Origin of the sequence: Mycobacterium sp. (assembly GCF_049585075.1) — a bacterium.
GTDB lineage: Bacteria > Actinomycetota > Actinomycetes > Mycobacteriales > Mycobacteriaceae > Mycobacterium.
The window spans coordinates 1-16762 of the sequence record NZ_JBAUZA010000356.1; the positions used below are offsets into that span (position 1 = coordinate 1).

Here is a 16762-nt window from a genome sequence, read left to right on the forward strand (position 1 = left end):
ATGCCCGACGCATCGCGGTACCGGGCTGCTATCCGACCGCCGCGCTGTTGGCGCTTTTCCCCGCCGTGGCCGCCGACCTCATCGATCCGGCCGTCACCGTCGTCGCGGTCAGCGGCACATCTGGCGCCGGCCGCACCGTGAAAACCGAGCTGCTCGGTTCGGAGGTCATCGGGTCGGCGCGGGCTTACAACATCGCCGGCGCGCACCGGCACACTCCCGAAATCGTCCAGGGCCTCAAGCACGTCACCGACCGGGACGTCACCGTGTCGTTTACCCCGGTGCTCATCCCCACCTCGCGCGGCATCCTGGCGACCTGTACCGCGCGCACCCAGTCGCCACTATCGCAGCTGCGCGCAGCCTACGAAAAGGCTTATCACGACGAACCTTTCGTTCATCTGCTACCCGAAGGGCAGCTGCCGCGCACCGGCTCGGTGATCGGCAGCAACGCCGCGCACATCGCGGTGGCAATCGACGAGGACGCCGCCACGTTCATCGCGATCGCGGCGATCGACAATTTGGTCAAGGGCACCGGCGGCGCCGCGGTGCAGTCGATGAACCTGGCGCTCGGCTGGTCGGAAACCGAGGGTCTTTCGGTGGTCGGAGTGGCGCCGTGACTCGCGCCGACGCGCAGCTGGTGCGCGCGCAGGGAGTGACGGGGCCGGCTGGCTTCCGCGCCACCGGGATCGCCGCCGGGATCAAGTCGTCGGGTGCCCTCGACCTGGCCCTGGTGTTCAACGAGGGTCCCGACCACGCGGCCGCCGGAGTATTCACCCGCAATCAGGTGAAAGCGGCACCCGTGCTGTGGACGCAACAGGTGCTGACCACCGGCCGGTTGCGGGCGGTGATTCTGAACTCCGGTGGCGCCAACGCCTGCACCGGTCCGGACGGGTTCGCCGACACTCACGCCACCGCCGAAGCGGTTGCCGCCGCGTTGTCGGACTGGGGTACCGAAACCGGCGCAATCGAAGTCGCCGTGTGCTCCACCGGATTAATCGGTGACCGGCTGCCGATGGACAAGGTGCTGGCCGGCGTTGGTCACGTCGTGCAGGAGATGGCCGGCGGGCTCGCCGGTGGGGAAGAAGCCGCACGGGCCATCATGACCACCGACACCGTGCCCAAACAGGTTGCGCTGCACCATCCGGATAACTGGACAATCGGCGGGATGGCCAAGGGCGCCGGGATGCTCGCGCCGTCGCTGGCAACCATGCTGTGCGTGCTCACCACCGATGCAGTCGCCGACGCCGGTGCGCTCGAGGACGCGCTACGCCGGGCCACCTCGCAGACGTTCGACCGCCTCGATGTCGACGGCAGCTGCTCGACCAACGACACCGTGCTGCTGCTGGCCTCGGGTGCAAGCGAGATCGCGCCTACCCAAGCCGATCTCGACGACGCCGTGCTGCGCGTCTGTGATGATCTGTGCGCGCAGCTGCAGGCCGACGCCGAAGGCGTCACCAAACGGGTCGCCGTGACCGTCACGGGCGCAGCCACCGAGGACGACGCGCTGGTTGCCGCCCGGATGGTTGCCCGCGACAGCCTGGTCAAGACCGCGCTATTCGGCTCCGATCCGAACTGGGGGCGGGTGCTGGCCGCGGTCGGTATGGCGCCGATCCGCCTGGATCCAGACCGGATTACCGTGTCGTTCAACGGATCTCCGGTGTGCATCGACGGTGTCGGTGCAGTGGGCGCACGCCAGGTGGATCTGTCAGGTACCGACATCGACGTCCTGGTCGACCTCAAAATCGGCGACGGCCAGGCGGCCATCCGCACCACCGACCTGTCGCACGGCTACGTCGAAGAGAACTCGGCCTACTCGTCATGAGCGCTACCGCGGTGTCGATCCAGGCGAAGGCGCAGGTGCTGGCCGAGGCCCTGCCCTGGCTCAAGCAATTGCACGGCAAGATCGTAGTGATCAAATACGGCGGCAACGCGATGACCGACGATGCGCTGCGATGCGCGTTCGCGGCCGACATGGCGTTCTTGCGTAACTGCGGGGTCCACCCCGTCGTCGTCCATGGCGGCGGGCCGCAGATCAGTGCCATGTTGCAGCGGCTCGGGATCGCCGGCGACTTCAAGGGCGGCTTCCGCGTCACCACACCGGAAGTGCTCGACGTAGCGCGGATGGTGTTGTTCGGTCAGGTGGGCCGCGAGTTGGTCAACCTGATCAACGCGCACGGGCCTTACGCGGTCGGCATCACCGGCGAGGACGCACACCTCTTCACGGCGGTACGGCGCAGTGTCACCGTCGACGGCGTGCCCACCGACATCGGGCTGGTGGGCAATGTCGACCATGTCAATACCGCGGCGATCCTCGACCTTATTGCAGCCGAACGGATCCCGGTGGTTTCAACATTGGCCCCGGACAGCGACGGCGTCGTGCACAACATCAACGCCGACACTGCGGCCGCGGCGCTGGCCGAAGCATTGGGAGCTGAAAAGCTGCTGATGCTCACCGATATCGACGGCCTGTACACCCGCTGGCCCGACCGCGATTCCCTGGTCACCGAAATCGACACGGCCACATTGGCGCAACTGCTGCCGACACTGGAAACCGGCATGATCCCCAAGATCGAGGCATGCCTGCGCGCGGTCGGCGGCGGCGTGCCCAGCGCGCACATCATCGACGGCCGCGTCGAGCACTGCGTGCTGGTCGAATTGTTCACTGACGAAGGCACCGGCACGAAGGTGGTGAGCGCGTGACCAATACGGAGGCCCTGCAGCAGCGGTGGTCCGCGGTGATGATGAACAACTACGGCGTCCCGCCGGTCGCATTGGCCAGCGGAGACGGTGCGGTGGTCACCGATGTGGACGGGAAGTCCTACCTGGATCTGCTGGGCGGCATCGCCGTCAACGTGCTCGGACATCGTCACCCTGCCGTCATCGACGCCGTCACGCGGCAGATGTCAACGCTCGGACATACCTCTAATCTGTACGCCGCCGAACCTGGTATCGCGCTGGCCGAGGCGTTGGTCGGCTTGCTGGGCTGCGAGGCAGAGACGCGGGTGTTCTTCTGCAACTCGGGCACCGAGGCCAACGAGTTGGCGTTCAAACTTTCCCGGCTGACCGGGCGGACGAAACTGGTTGCAGCTCAAGAAGCTTTCCATGGTCGGACCATGGGATCGCTGGCCCTGACCGGTCAGCCCACTAAGCAGGCACCGTTTGCACCGCTGCCCGGTGACGTCACCCATGTCCCCTATGGCGACTCCGATGCCCTTTCGGCGGCTGTCACTGATGAGACCGCGGCGGTGTTTTTGGAGCCGATCATGGGGGAGAGCGGTGTCGTGGTCCCGCCCGACGGCTACCTCGCGGCCGCCCGCGACATCACGTCCGCGCACGGTGCCCTGCTGGTTCTCGACGAGGTGCAGACCGGGATGGGCCGGACCGGTACGTTTTTCGCCCACCAGCATGACGGCATCACTCCCGACGTGGTGACGTTGGCCAAAGGCCTCGGCGGTGGGCTGCCGATCGGGGCGTGCCTGGCGGTCGGGCCGGCCGCGCAACTACTCTCACCCGGTCTGCATGGCAGCACTTTCGGCGGCAACCCGATCTGCGCAGCGGCGGCGCTGGCGGTGCTGCGGGTACTGGCCGCCGACGATCTGGTACGACGCGCCGAAGTGCTCGGAAAAACCTTGCGCCAAGGCATCGAATCGCTCGGTCACCCGTTGATCGATCACGTCCGTGGGCGCGGCCTGCTGTGCGGGGTGGTGCTCAGCGCCCCAGCCGCAAAGGACGTCGAGATAGCCTGTCGCGCTGGTGGTTTCCTGGTGAACGCTGCCGCGCCCGACGTGATTCGGTTGGCGCCGCCGTTGATCATCACCGAACACCAGATCGACGCCTTTGTCACCGCGCTGCCGGGGATCCTGGATACGGCGGGGGCAATCCCATGACACGACACTTCCTGCGCGACGACGACCTGTCGCCCGATGAACAGGCCGAAGTGCTGGCACTGGCCGCCGAGCTGAAAAAGGATCCATTCAGCCAGCGTCCGCTGGAGGGTCCGCGCGGCGTCGCCGTCATCTTCGACAAAAACTCCACCCGAACCCGATTTTCGTTCGAAGTGGGTATCGCCCAGCTCGGCGGGCACGCCGTGGTTGTCGACGGCCGCAGCACCCAGCTGGGCCGCGAAGAGACCCTGCAGGACACCGCAAAAGTGTTGTCCCGCTACGTCGATGCCATCGTCTGGCGCACCTACGGGCAAGCCCGTCTGGCCGCGATGGCCGAAACCGCGACGGTGCCGATTGTCAACGCGCTCTCCGACCAGTTCCACCCCTGTCAGGTGCTGGCCGATCTGCAGACCGTGGCCGAACGCGCCGGATCGCTACGCGGCCTGAAGATGTCGTACTTCGGCGACGGCGCCAACAACATGGCGCATTCGCTGATGCTCGGCGGTGCCACCGCCGGCATCCACGTGACGGTCGCCGCTCCCGATGGCTTTGGCCCCGATCCATCGGTGCTCGCCGTCGCCGAGCGGCGCGCCGCGGACACCGGCGCCTCGGTGACGGTCACCGCAGACCCGGCCGCTGCAGCGTCGGGCGCAGACGTACTGGTAACCGACACCTGGACGTCGATGGGTCAGGAGGACGACGGGCTGGACCGGGTTCGGCCGTTCCGCCCATTCCAGGTCAACGCCGGTCTGCTTGACCTGGCTAGCTCGGAAGCTGTTGTGCTGCACTGTCTTCCGGCGCACCGCGGGCACGAGATCACCGACGAGGTGATCGACGGAGCGCACAGCGCGGTGTGGGATGAGGCCGAAAACCGGCTGCATGCGCAAAAGGCGCTGTTGGTGTGGCTTTTGGAGCGGTCGAAATGACACGATCGAAAACCACATCGGAAGTCACCCGTACCGCCCGGCAGGCGCGCATCGTCTCGATGTTGTCGTCGGCTGAGGTGCGCAGCCAAAGCGAGCTGGCCGCGCTGCTGGCCGCCGACGGGATCGAGGTCACGCAGGCCACCTTGTCGCGGGACCTGGAGGAGCTCGGCGCGGTCAAGCTGCGCGGCGCCGACGGTGGGGTGGGCATGTATGTGGTGCCCGAGGACGGCAGCCCGCTGCGCGGGGTATCGGGTGGCACCGGCCGACTGTCGCGGCTGCTGAGCGAATTGCTGGTGTCTACCGACGCCAGCGCGAACCTGGCCGTGCTGCGCACCCCACCCGGCGCAGCCGACTACCTGGCCAGCGCCATCGACCGGGCAGCACTACCGTACGTCGTCGGAACCATCGCCGGAGACGACACCATTTTCGTGGCGGCTCGCGAGCCGATGACAGGCGCCGAGCTTGCAACCGTGATCCAAGACCTTAAATAACCTGCGAAACAAGGAGAGCAATTCATGTCCGAGCGCGTCATCTTGGCGTATTCCGGCGGTTTGGACACCTCGGTGGCGATCAGCTGGATCGGCAAGGAGACCGGCCGAGAGGTGGTCGCAGTCGCGATCGATCTGGGCCAGGGCGGTGAAGACATGGAGGTGGTACGCCAGCGGGCCCTGGATTGCGGCGCTGTCGAAGCTGTCGTCGTCGACGCCCGCGACGAGTTCGCCGAGGGTTATTGCCTGCCGACCATCTTGTCCAACGCGCTCTACATGGATCGCTACCCGCTGGTGTCGGCGATCAGCCGGCCGCTGATCGCCAAGCATCTGGTCGCCGCAGCCCGCGAGCACGGCGGAAGCATCGTCGCGCACGGTTGCACCGGTAAAGGCAACGACCAGGTTCGATTTGAAGTCGGATTCGCTTCGCTGGCACCGGATCTGGAGGTGCTCGCACCAGTCCGTGACTACGCGTGGACGCGGGAAAAGGCGATCGCGTTCGCCGAAGAGAACGCCATTCCGATCAACGTCACCAAGCGCTCACCGTTTTCGATCGACCAGAACGTGTGGGGCCGGGCGGTGGAAACCGGCTTCCTGGAACATCTGTGGAATGCACCGACGAAGGACATCTACGCCTACACCGAAGACCCCACGGTCAACTGGAACACCCCCGATGAGGTGATCGTCGGATTCGAGCGGGGCGTTCCGGTGTCGATCGACGGCAGGCCGGTGTCGGTGCTGCAGGCGATCGAGGAGCTCAACACGCGTGGTGGCGCACAGGGCGTCGGCCGCCTGGATGTGGTCGAAGACCGGCTGGTGGGCATCAAGAGCCGTGAAATCTACGAAGCGCCGGGGGCGATGGTGTTGATCACCGCGCACACCGAACTCGAGCACGTCACGCTCGAGCGCGAGCTGGGGCGGTTCAAGCGTCACACCGACCAACGCTGGGCGGAACTGGTTTACGACGGATTGTGGTACTCGCCGTTGAAGGCGGCGCTGGAGGTTTTCGTCGCCAAGACGCAGGAACACGTGTCCGGCGAAATCCGGATGGTGTTGCACGGCGGCCACATTGCCGTCAACGGGCGGCGCAGCGCCGAATCGCTCTACGACTTCAACCTCGCGACCTACGACGAAGGGGACAGCTTCGACCAGTCCGCAGCCAAGGGCTTTGTGTACGTGCACGGCCTGTCGTCGAAAATCGCCGCGCGCCGTGACGTGGCCACTGATCAACCATGACCACCAACGAAGGATCGTTGTGGGGCGGGAGGTTCGCCGACGGCCCGTCCGATGCGCTGGCCGCGTTGAGCAAATCCACCCACTTCGATTGGGTGCTGGCGCCTTACGACATCACCGCGTCCAGGGCGCACACCGTGGTGCTGTTCCAAGCCGGGCTGCTCACCGAAGAGCAGCGCGACGGGCTGCTGGCCGGGCTGGACAGCCTCGCCGAGGATGTCGCCGATGGCAGTTTCCTTCCGGTGGTTATCGACGAGGACGTGCACGCCGCTTTGGAACGCGGACTGATTGATCGGGTTGGGCCCGACCTGGGCGGTCGGCTGAGGGCGGGCCGTTCACGAAACGATCAGGTGACCACCCTGTTTCGGATGTGGCTGCGTGATGCCATCCGCCGAGTGGCCGCCGGTGCGCTCGACCTCGTCGCTGCACTGGGCACCCAGGCCGGTGCTCACCCAAGCGCGATCATGCCGGGCAAGACCCACCTGCAGTCTGCGCAGCCGATCCTGCTGGCCCACCATCTGCTTGCGCACGCCCACCCGCTGCTGCGCGACGTCGAGCGGATCGTCGACCTGGACAAGCGCACCGCGGTGTCGCCGTATGGTTCCGGAGCGTTAGCCGGGTCGTCGCTGGGGCTTGACCCAGACGCGATCGCCGCACAGCTCGGATTCGCGACTGCCGCCGATAACTCGGTAGACGCCACTGCAGCAAGGGATTTCGCTGCGGAAGCCGCGTTTGTTTTCGCGATGATCGGCGTCGACCTCTCGCGGCTTGCCGAGGACATCATCCTTTGGAGCTCAACCGAATTCGGTTACGTCACCTTGCACGACGCGTGGTCGACCGGCAGCTCGATCATGCCGCAGAAGAAGAATCCCGACATCGCTGAGCTGGCTCGTGGGAAATCCGGTCGGTTGATCGGGAACGTCGCGGGGCTGCTGGCGACGCTGAAGGCGCAGCCGTTGGCTTACAACCGAGACCTGCAAGAGGACAAAGAACCGGTGTTCGACTCGGTTGCGCAGCTGGAGCTGCTGCTGCCCGCGATGGCCGGACTGGTCGGCAGCCTGACGTTCGACACCGAGCGGATGGCGGCGCTAGCGCCGGCCGGCTACACCATGGCTACCGACATCGCCGAATGGCTGGTGCGCCAAGGCGTCCCGTTCCGCGATGCACACGAGTCGGCGGGAGCGGCCGTGCGGGTCGCCGAGCAGCGCGGGGTCGGCCTGGAGGACCTGACCGACGACGAGCTGGCTGCCGTCAGCAGCAACTTGACCCCCGAGGTCCGCGAAGTCCTGACCATCGAGGGTTCGGTGTCATCGCGCGACGCGCGCGGCGGGACCGCGCCGAGCCGGGTCGCCGCACAGCTCGACGCGGTTCATGATGCGGCCGAACGACTTCGGCAACAGCTCAGGCGCTAGGCCTTATTCGACCAGCTCCGAAAGTTCCATCCAACGGTTCTCCAGCCCGGCGACGTCGTCTTCCAGCTCGCGCAACTTCCGGGTGAGCCGGGTGACGCCGACGTGGTCGGATTGGTCATGCTCGGCGAGTTCGCGGTGCGCGGCAGCGATCTGGTCCGCCAGCCGTGCGAGCCTGCGGTCGATTGCAGCGATCTCCTTTTGGGCGGCACGCAACTGCGCTCCCGACATCGCCTGCGGCTCAGCGGTACTGGTGGCTGGCGCTGCAGCACGGGCTGTTCTCGCGTGCGCGGCGAGCCTCAGGTATTCGTCGACGCCGCCGGGCAGGTGCCGCAGCCGGCCATCCAGGATCGCGTATTGCTGATCGGTGACACGCTCCAGCAGGTAGCGGTCGTGCGAGACGACGATCAGTGTGCCGGGCCAGGAGTCGAGAAGATCTTCGGTGGCGGCCAGCATGTCGGTGTCGACGTCGTTTGTCGGCTCGTCGAGCAGCAGGACATTGGGCTCGGCCAGCAGCGTGAGCATCAGTTGTAGCCGCCGGCGTTGCCCGCCGGAGAGCTCACCAACCCGTGCCGAAAGCTGTTCTCCGGCGAATCCGAGCCGCTCCAACAACTGCGCCGGAGTCACGTCACGGCCGTCGACTTGATAGCCACTGCGTAGCCGGCCCAGCACGTCGGCGACGCGCTCGCCGGACAGCGGCGCCAGCTGATCACCTTGCTGGTCGAGGATCGCCAACTGAACAGTCTTGCCGCGCTTGACTTTTCCGCTATCGGGGTGCACCGCACCGGTGATCAACCCGAGCAGGGTGGACTTGCCGGCGCCGTTAGCGCCGACGATGCCGGATCGTTCGCCCGGGCCGATTCGCCATTCGACATCGCACAGCACCGGACGGCCGCTGGAAGGTGGGTACGATACCGATACGTCCAACAGGTCTACCACGTCCTTGCCGAGGCGCGCGGTGGCAAGTTTCGCCAACTCAACAGTGTTGCGCAGCGGCGGCACGTCGGCGATCAGCTGGTTGGCCGCATCGATTCGGAACTTCGGTTTCGATGTGCGCGCCGGTGGGCCGCGGCGAAGCCAGGCCAGCTCCTTGCGCATCAGGTTCTGCCGCTTGGCCTCAACGACGGCGGCCCGCCGGTCCCGCTCGACTCGCTGCAAAACATAAGCGGCGTAGCCGCCGTCGAACGGCTCGACGATTCTGTCGTGCACCTCCCACGTCGTGGTCGCAACCTCGTCGAGGAACCACCGGTCGTGGGTCACCAGCAGCAGTCCGCCGGTGTTGCGGGCCCAACGCTGGCTCAAGTGACCGGCCAGCCAGGTGATCCCCTCGATGTCGAGGTGGTTGGTCGGCTCGTCGAGCGTGATGACATCCCAATCGCCGACCAGCAGCGCGGCCAGCTGTACCCGTCGCCGCTGGCCACCGCTGAGCGTGCCGATCGTGGCGTCCCAGGCGAGGTCGGCGACCAGTCCGCCGACCACGTCGCGGACGCGCGGATTACCTGCCCACTCGTGCTCCGGCCGGTCGCCGACCAGTGTCCATCCCACCGTGCTGCCCGAGTCCAGGTTGTCCGCCTGGCTCAGCGCGCCGACCCGCAGGCCGCTGCGCCGGGTCACCCGACCGGCGTCCGGGCGCACCCGACCGGTGAGCAAACCCAGCAAACTGGACTTGCCGTCTCCGTTTCGTCCCACGACGCCGATGCGGTCGCCGTCGCTGACCCCGACGGTCAACGACTCGAAGACGACCTGAGTCGGATACTCCAGGTGCACCGCCTCGGCCCCCAACAGGTGTGCCACCGGCCCGACCTTAGCTGGCGGACCGGCGGGCAGACTACGCTGGCGAACGCATTGGCACCGTGACCAAAGCTGCTGGCCTACCCCCTGCGATATGCCATGATGTGCAGGCTGTCAGGCCCACAAGCAGCGCAGAACCGTCTCAGTTGGTAGGGAGCGACGGCATGGATCTGAACCTTTCGGCGGTCACGCGACCGGTTGAGCGTCTGGTAGCAACGGCGCAGAACGGCCTGGAAGTTCTGCGGCTCGGCGGCCTGGAAACCGGCAACTCCCCGTCGCCGTCTCAGGTGGTGGAGAGCGTCCCGATGTACAAGCTTCGGCGGTACTTCCCGCCGGACAGTCGGCCCGGGCACCCGCAGGCGGGCCCGCCGGTCCTTTTGGTGCACCCGATGATGATGTCGGCGAACATGTGGGATGTCACCCGCGAGGAGGGCGCGGTCGGCATCTTGCACGCCGCCGGGCTGGATCCCTGGGTCATCGACTTCGGTTCACCCGATCAGGTCGAGGGCGGCATGCGGCGGAACCTGGCCGACCACATCGTCGCGCTAAGTGAGGCGCTCGACGTGATGACCGAAGTCACCGGTCAAGATGTGCACCTGGCCGGCTATTCGCAGGGCGGGATGTTCACCTATCAGGTGGCGGCGTATCGACGCTCGAAAGGCATCGCCAGCATCATCACGTTCGGCTCTCCGGTGGACACCTTGGCGGCGCTCCCGATGGGGCTTCCGCCTAACTTGGCTCCCGGTATCGCCAATTTCATGGCCGACCATGTGTTCAACCGATTGGATATCCCAAGTTGGCTGGCGCGCACCGGTTTTCAGATGCTCGACCCGCTCAAGACCGCGAAGGCGCGGCTCGATTTCGTGCGCCAGCTGCACGACCGTGAGGCGCTGCTGCCGCGGGAAGCTCAGCGCAGATTCCTGGAGTCGGAAGGCTGGATCGCCTGGTCCGGCCCGGCAGTCTCCGAGCTGCTCAAACAGTTCATCGCGCACAACCGGATGATGACGGGCGGTTTCGCCATCAACGGTCAGCTGGTGACGCTCACCGACATCACTTGTCCGGTGCTTGCTTTCGTCGGTGAGGTCGATGACATCGGCCAGCCGGCCGCGGTGCGCGGCATCCGTCGTGCAGCACCCAATGCCGAGGTGTACGAATACTCGCTGCGGGCCGGTCATTTCGGGCTGGTGGTCGGATCCAGAGCGGCACAGCAGACTTGGCCAACCGTTGCCGACTGGGTGCTCTGGATTTCCGGGCACGGCGACAAACCCACCGACATGTTCCCGATGGCCGACCAGCCGACTGAGCACGCCGACCGCGGCGTCGCGCTGAGTTCCAGGGTGGCGCACGGCCTGGGTGAGGCATCCGGGGTGGCGCTGACAATCGCCCGTGGTGCGGCCGACGCCGTCGTCGCAGCCAACAAGTCCATGCGCACGATCGCCGTCGAGACCGTTCGAACCTTGCCGCGGTTGGCCCGACTGGGCCAGATCAACGACCACACCCGCATCTCGCTGGGCCGGATCATCGGCGAACAGGCGCACGATGCGCCCAACGGCGAGTTCCTGCTCTTCGACGGACGCGTTCACACCTACGAGGCGGTCAACCGGCGCATCGACAACGTCGTGCGCGGCCTCATCGAGGTCGGGGTCCGCCAGGGCGAACACGTCGGTGTGCTGATGGAAACCCGGCCAAGCGCGCTGGTGGCCATCGCCGCGTTGTCGCGGCTGGGCGCTGTCGCGGTGCTGTTGAAGCCCGACGTCGACCTGGTCGCGGCGGTCCGCCTCGGCGGCGTGACCGAGATCATCACCGACCCGGCCAACCTCGAGACCGCGCGGCAATTGCCCGGACAGATCCTGGTCCTCGGCGGCGGTGAGTCGCGTGATCTGCATCTGCCCGATGACGCCGGCGTCATCGACATGGAACAGATCGACCCCGACGCCGTCGAGCTCCCGGCCTGGTATCGGGCCAACCCCGGGCTGGCGAGGGATCTGGCGTTCGTCGCGTTCAGCACCGCCGGCGGCCAGCTCGTCGCCAAGCAGATCACCAACTACCGATGGGCGCTGTCGGCGTTCGGCACCGCTTCGACCGCGGCCTTAAGCCGTACCGACACGGTCTACTGCCTGACGCCGCTGCATCACGAGTCCGGGCTGCTTGTCAGCCTCGGCGGCGCGGTGGTCGGCGGCACCCGGGTCGCGTTGTCTCGGGGCCTGCGAGCGGACCGATTCATCGCCGAGGTGCGTCAGTACGGCGTCACCGTCGTCTCCTACACCTGGGCGATGCTCCGCGATGTCATCGACGACCCGGCGTTCGTCTTGCGCGGGAATCACCCGGTGCGGTTGTTCATCGGCTCCGGTATGCCGACCGGAATGTGGCAGCGAGTGGTCGACGTGTTTGCGCCCGCGCATGTCGTCGAGTTCTTCGCCACCACCGACGGGCATGCGGTGCTGGCCAACGTGTCTGGCGCCAAGATCGGCAGCAAGGGCCGGCCGCTACCGGGAGCCGGACGCGTCGAACTGGGCGCCTACGACGCCGAGCATGACCTGATCCTGGAAACCGACCGTGGGCTGGTGCGGGTACCGGACGCCGGCGAAGTCGGGGTGCTGCTCGCCGAGCCGCGTGGGCCGATCGATCCGACCGCTTCGGTCAAACGAGGGGTGTTCGCCCCGGCCGACACCTGGATCTCCACCGAGTATCTCTTCCGTCGTGACGCCGACGGCGACTTCTGGTTGGTGGGCAGGCGCGGTTCGGCCGTGCGGACGGCGCGCGGCATGGTGTGCTGCGAGCCGATCACAGATGCGCTCGGGCTGATTCCGGCGGTGGACCTTGCGGTGACCTATGGCGTGAAGGTGGACGGTCAACACGTCTCGGTGGCCGCGGTTACGTTGCGCCCGGGCGCAACGATCACCGCAGCGGATCTCACCGAAGCGGTCGCCGCCATGCCGTTCGGGTTGGGCCCCGACATCGTGCATGTGGTGGGGGAGCTGACGCTGTCCGCCACATATCGCCCGACGGTAAGTCCGTTGCGCGCGGCCGGGATTCCCAAGCCGGGGCGGCACGCGTGGTATTTCGATGCTGACGCCAACCAATTCCGGCGGTTGACGGGCGCAGCGCGAGCGGAGATGTCTAGTGATCGAGAACGACATGATTGACGAAACCCTGCTGAGCATCCTGGTCTGCCCGGCCGATCGAGGCCCGCTGGTGCTGGTCGCTAAAGACGACCAGGAGTTGCTGTACAACCCGCGGATGCGGCGTGCTTATCGCATCGAGGACGGCATTCCGGTGCTGCTGATCGATGAGGCGATCGAGGTCGGCGACGACGAGCACGTTAGGCTTACGGCACAGAAAAATCAGCCAAATCCCCAGTGAGGTAACGCTGTAGGTTCGGAGCGACGGTGTCTGCGATCTGCTCGGCGGACAGCGATTTGAACGGCTCCAACTCCATGATGTAGCGCGCCATCACCACGCCCGCCAGCTGTGAGGCGACGAATTGGATTCGGATGACTCCACTGCCCGGCGGATTGTCGACCCGCGGACCCAACTCGACCGCGATCACGTCCTGGATGAACGAACGAAACAGGTTGACCTCCGACCCGGCCAGGATTGACCGCAGTGCGGCAATGAATGCCGTACCGATCTCGGAGTCCCACAGCCGCAACAACATTGACAGCAGCGTGTGGCCGAGTTCCTCGATCGGCACCTCACGCAACGGGCCGATCACATCCATCGGGTCTATCGGGATGTGAACGGCCGCGGCGAACAGCTTTTCCTTGGTGCCGAAGTAGTGGTGCACCAACGCCGAGTCCACGCCTGCCGCCGCGGCTACGGCCCGTATCGAGGTGTTGCCGATTCCATTGCGGGCAAATAATATTCGGGCGTTCTCCAGAATCCGTTCGCGTGTATCGGAATTGCCCGCCGGACGGCCGGGCCGCTTGCGCCCAGTGCTGGTGGTCGCCACGCTACGGTGTCCGTCGCCGAAGGGTGGCGGCGGCCAGGCACAGTGCCGCGATCGCAAATCCCAGCACGGTCAAAATGTCACGTACCGCGACGCCGGTCAGCTGGGTGTGCGCACCCACCTGTTGCAGAGCCTCCAGGGCATAGCTGGCCGGCATCACGTTGCTGATCCAGTGCAGCCAGGTCGGCATCAGTGCACGCGGGACGATGATCCCGGCCAGCAACAGCTGCGGCACCATCACCAGCGGAATGAATTGCACGGCCTGAAACTCGGTTCGCGCGAACGCACTACACAACAAGCCGAGCCCAACTCCCAGTACGGCGTTGACGATCGCGATCAGGAACACCCATAACGGATTACCGGCGGTGTCGAAGCCGAGGAGCCAGAACGACACGGTGCAAGCCAACGTGGCTTGTAGCGCTGCAGCAACCGAAAAGGCCGTGCCATAAGCGATCAGCAGATCGAGCCGGCGCAGCGGAGTGGTCAGGATCCGCTCCAAGGTTCCCGAAGCCCTTTCGCGCTGCATGGTGATTGCTGTGATGATGAACATCACGAACAACGGGAAAAGGCCGAGCAGGATCAGGCACGCGTTGTTGAACGGCGATGGCGCGCCCGGACGGTGTGGGGCGTTCTCAAACATGAAGTACATCAACGTGATAACCAAGATCGGCACCGCGAGGATCATCGCGACGCTGCGGTGATCGGCGGCCAGCTGACGCAGAATCCGCGTGGTCGTGGCGGTGTAGCCCCGCAGGCCTAACCGGCCTGCCGCTTCGTGCTGCGCCTGATGATGGACAGAAACGCGTCCTCCAGTGACGTGCATCCGGTGTCCTCTCGTAGTTGGGTCGGGGTGGTCTGGGCGACCAAGTGGCCGTCGCGCATCAGCAACAGGTCACCGCAGTGGTCGGCTTCGTCCATGACGTGGCTGGAAACCAGCAGCGTGGTGCCGCCGTGGGCGAGCTCGGCGAACTGGTCCCAGAGATCTGCCCGTAGTACCGGGTCCAACCCGACCGTGGGCTCGTCGAGCACGAGTAATTCGGGCTGGCAGACCAGCGCGCACGCCAGCGATACCCTGGTGCGCTGACCGCCGGACAGATTCCCGCAAAAGGCAGTGCTGTGATCGCTCAGCCCCACCCGATCGATCGCGGAGTCAGCGGCGTGGCCGTCAAATCCGTAGAGCGACGCGAAATAGCGGACGTTGTCGACGATCCGCAGGTCGTTGTAGATCGTCGGGTCTTGCGGCAGGTATCCGATTCGGCGGCGCAGAGACGCTGACCCGGCCGGTAGGCCGAGGACTCGCACGGTCCCCGAAGCGATCAGCTGGGTGCCGACAATGCAGCGAATCAGCGTGGTCTTGCCACAGCCCGACGGCCCGAGCAGACCGGTGATGCTGCCGCGGCCGATGCGAACCGAGAAATCGTGCAGCGCCGGGCGTTTGCCGCGGACCACACGCAAATGGTTGATGTCGACGGCTACCTCGTCACCATTCGAAATAAATTCATCATGCGATGAAATCATCATACGATGAATATCCGCCCTCTGGCTGTGGTTGTCAAGGCCTCAGAGGGTTTCGTGCTCAGGCTGTTGGCGGGGCTGATCCCGTCAAGCCCGGGCCTCGCAACGGCAAATGGCCGTGCACGCCTTCGGCGTAGGCGGTTTCGGAGTGCTGAGCGAGGTCGACGCCGGTGGTCTCGTCTTCTGCGCTGAGGCGGAAGCCCATCACCCGATCGACCAGCTTCGCGATAACGAACGACATCGTGAACGCATAGAGTGCGACTACCACGATCGCCAGCGCCTGCTTGCCCAGTTGGGCGAAGCCGCCCCCGTAGAAGAGGCCCTGCGGACCCGCCGTCATGACGGCCGTGGCAAGCAGCCCGATCAATGCCACACCAACGACACCGCCGACGAAGTGCACACCGACCACGTCGAGCGAATCGTCATAGTTGAAACGGAATTTCACGCCCACCGCGAACGAGCACACTATTCCTGCCGCGAGGCCGACGACCGCCGCGCCGAGCGTGTTGACGGTTCCGCACGACGGAGTGATGGCGACGAGGCCGGCGACCACACCGGATGCCGCGCCGAACGTCGTGGGCCTGCCGTCACGGATTCGTTCGACAGACAGCCAGCCGAGCATGCCCAGGCAGCCCGCGACAAGCGTGTTGAGAAAGATGGCCGCGGCAGTTCCGTTGGCGGCCAAGGCCGAACCGGCGTTGAACCCGAACCAGCCGAACCACAGCAGCCCGACACCAACAAAGAGCAACGGCAGATTGTGCGGCCGCATGGCGTCCTTCTTGAAGCCGATGCGGGGGCCGAGCACCAGCGCCAGGGCCAGGGCAGAGCAACCGGACACGATCTCGACGACGAGGCCGCCCGCGTAGTCCAGCACGCCCAGCTTGGCCAGCCAGCCACCGGGTCCCCATACCCAATGCGCGACAACCGAATACACGGCAATCGCCCATACCGAGACGAACACCATCCAGGCGGCGAACCTGGCGCGGTCTGCGATCGCACCACTGACAAGGGCGGCCGTGATGATCGCGAACATCAATTGGAACGTGGCATATAACAGCTCGGGAACTGCGCCGTGGGCCGTGTCCGGGGTGATGCCGAGCATCCCGATATGCCTGAGGTTGCCGATGAGCCCGCCGGCCCCATCTTCGGAGAACGCGATGGTGTAGCCGACCAACAGCCATGACACCGTGACAAGCGGTATGGAGATGAAGCTCATCATCATCATGTTGAGCACCCCGGTGGTGCGGACCATGCCGCCGTAAAAGATCGCCAGCCCGGGGGTCATCAACAAGACCAGTGCGGTGCTGGCGAGGAGCCACGCAGTGGCCGCAGGGTCGATCGCATGCATATCTTGAGCTCCTTCGCCACGCGGCAACCGGGATATTGCCATGTTCGCGGTGCCGGTAGGTTCGATGGGTGCGATCCGGCCAAGGCGTGGCTGCGCGCGAGCTGACAGTCAACCCGGTCGCGGCCGCGCATCGATTGCTCGGCGCGACCCTCACCGGCCGGGGCGTACGGGCCATCGTCGTCGAAGTCGAGGCCTACGGCGGGGTTCCCGACGGCCCGTGGC

15 protein-coding genes and 1 pseudogene are annotated in these 16762 nt (G+C 65.9%); 11 read left to right on the forward strand and 5 right to left on the reverse strand.

Going from position 1 to position 16762, the window contains the following annotated elements; genetic code table 11:
• From argC to argH, 8 genes are all read left to right on the forward strand, one after another.
• Positions 1 to 614, forward strand: a 614-nt coding sequence (argC, locus tag WB785_RS16690; protein WP_424080425.1) for an N-acetyl-gamma-glutamyl-phosphate reductase, incomplete at its 5' end; no start/stop codon positions are given.
• On the forward strand, positions 611 to 1819 hold the full coding sequence (argJ, locus tag WB785_RS16695) for a bifunctional glutamate N-acetyltransferase/amino-acid acetyltransferase ArgJ (RefSeq protein WP_424080426.1): 1209 nt from the start codon (positions 611 to 613) through the stop codon (positions 1817 to 1819). The genes argC and argJ, both read left to right, overlap by 4 nt.
• Positions 1816 to 2697, forward strand: a complete 882-nt coding sequence (gene argB, locus WB785_RS16700; protein ID WP_424080427.1) for an acetylglutamate kinase — start codon at positions 1816 to 1818, stop codon at positions 2695 to 2697. The genes argJ and argB overlap by 4 nt, the downstream gene beginning before the upstream one ends.
• Positions 2698 to 2735: 38 nt before the next feature.
• A complete protein-coding gene (locus WB785_RS16705) occupies positions 2736 to 3884 on the forward strand; it encodes an acetylornithine transaminase (protein WP_424080439.1) in 1149 nt (382 codons plus the stop codon).
• Positions 3881 to 4807, forward strand: a complete 927-nt coding sequence (gene argF / locus WB785_RS16710) for an ornithine carbamoyltransferase (protein WP_424080428.1) — start codon at positions 3881 to 3883, stop codon at positions 4805 to 4807. The genes WB785_RS16705 and argF overlap by 4 nt, the downstream gene beginning before the upstream one ends.
• Complete coding sequence (locus WB785_RS16715; RefSeq protein ID WP_424080429.1) at positions 4804 to 5298, forward strand: arginine repressor; 495 nt, start codon at positions 4804 to 4806, stop codon at positions 5296 to 5298. Before argF ends, WB785_RS16715 begins: the two co-directional genes overlap by 4 nt.
• Before the next feature lie 24 nt (positions 5299 to 5322).
• On the forward strand, positions 5323 to 6531 hold the full coding sequence (locus WB785_RS16720; RefSeq protein WP_424080430.1) for an argininosuccinate synthase: 1209 nt from the start codon (positions 5323 to 5325) through the stop codon (positions 6529 to 6531).
• Positions 6528 to 7940, forward strand: a complete 1413-nt coding sequence (argH, locus tag WB785_RS16725) for an argininosuccinate lyase (RefSeq protein WP_424080431.1) — start codon at positions 6528 to 6530, stop codon at positions 7938 to 7940. Before WB785_RS16720 ends, argH begins: the two co-directional genes overlap by 4 nt.
• Before the next feature lie 3 nt (positions 7941 to 7943).
• Here the strand turns inward: argH and WB785_RS16730 are convergent, their stop codons facing one another.
• Positions 7944 to 9731, reverse strand: a complete 1788-nt coding sequence (locus tag WB785_RS16730; RefSeq protein WP_424080432.1) for an ABC-F family ATP-binding cassette domain-containing protein — start codon at positions 9729 to 9731, stop codon at positions 7944 to 7946.
• Between the two features lie 161 nt (positions 9732 to 9892).
• On the opposite strand from WB785_RS16730, the gene WB785_RS16735 reads away from it, so the two are divergent.
• Together WB785_RS16735 and WB785_RS16740 are read left to right on the forward strand one after the other, a co-directional pair.
• Complete coding sequence (locus WB785_RS16735) at positions 9893 to 12874, forward strand: acyl-CoA synthetase (protein ID WP_424080433.1); 2982 nt, start codon at positions 9893 to 9895, stop codon at positions 12872 to 12874.
• Positions 12867 to 13091, forward strand: a complete 225-nt coding sequence (locus WB785_RS16740) for a Trm112 family protein (protein WP_424080434.1) — start codon at positions 12867 to 12869, stop codon at positions 13089 to 13091. Before WB785_RS16735 ends, WB785_RS16740 begins: the two co-directional genes overlap by 8 nt.
• On the opposite strand, the gene WB785_RS16745 is transcribed toward WB785_RS16740, so the two are convergent.
• Genes WB785_RS16745 through WB785_RS16760 form a run of 4 tightly spaced genes read right to left on the reverse strand, consistent with a single transcriptional unit; the run spans position 13057 to position 16540 of the window.
• The gene (locus WB785_RS16745) at positions 13057 to 13680 is read right to left on the reverse strand and encodes a TetR family transcriptional regulator (RefSeq protein WP_424080435.1); all 624 of its coding nucleotides are present in this window, start codon (positions 13678 to 13680) and stop codon (positions 13057 to 13059) included. The genes WB785_RS16740 and WB785_RS16745 overlap by 35 nt on opposite strands.
• A gap of 1 nt (position 13681) precedes the next feature.
• A complete protein-coding gene (locus tag WB785_RS16750) occupies positions 13682 to 14500 on the reverse strand; it encodes an ABC transporter permease (protein ID WP_424080436.1) in 819 nt (272 codons plus the stop codon).
• Positions 14434 to 15198, reverse strand: coding sequence for an ABC transporter ATP-binding protein (locus tag WB785_RS16755; protein ID WP_424080437.1), 765 nt, complete (start codon positions 15196 to 15198; stop codon positions 14434 to 14436). The genes WB785_RS16750 and WB785_RS16755 overlap by 67 nt, the downstream gene beginning before the upstream one ends.
• Before the next feature lie 55 nt (positions 15199 to 15253).
• Positions 15254 to 16540 (reverse strand): ammonium transporter, encoded by a 1287-nt coding sequence (locus tag WB785_RS16760; RefSeq protein ID WP_424080438.1) that lies wholly within the window; start codon positions 16538 to 16540, stop codon positions 15254 to 15256.
• An 86-nt stretch (positions 16541 to 16626) separates the two neighbouring features.
• On the opposite strand from WB785_RS16760, the pseudogene WB785_RS16765 reads away from it, so the two are divergent.
• Positions 16627 to 16762, forward strand: a pseudogene (locus WB785_RS16765) (DNA-3-methyladenine glycosylase); the annotation flags it as partial.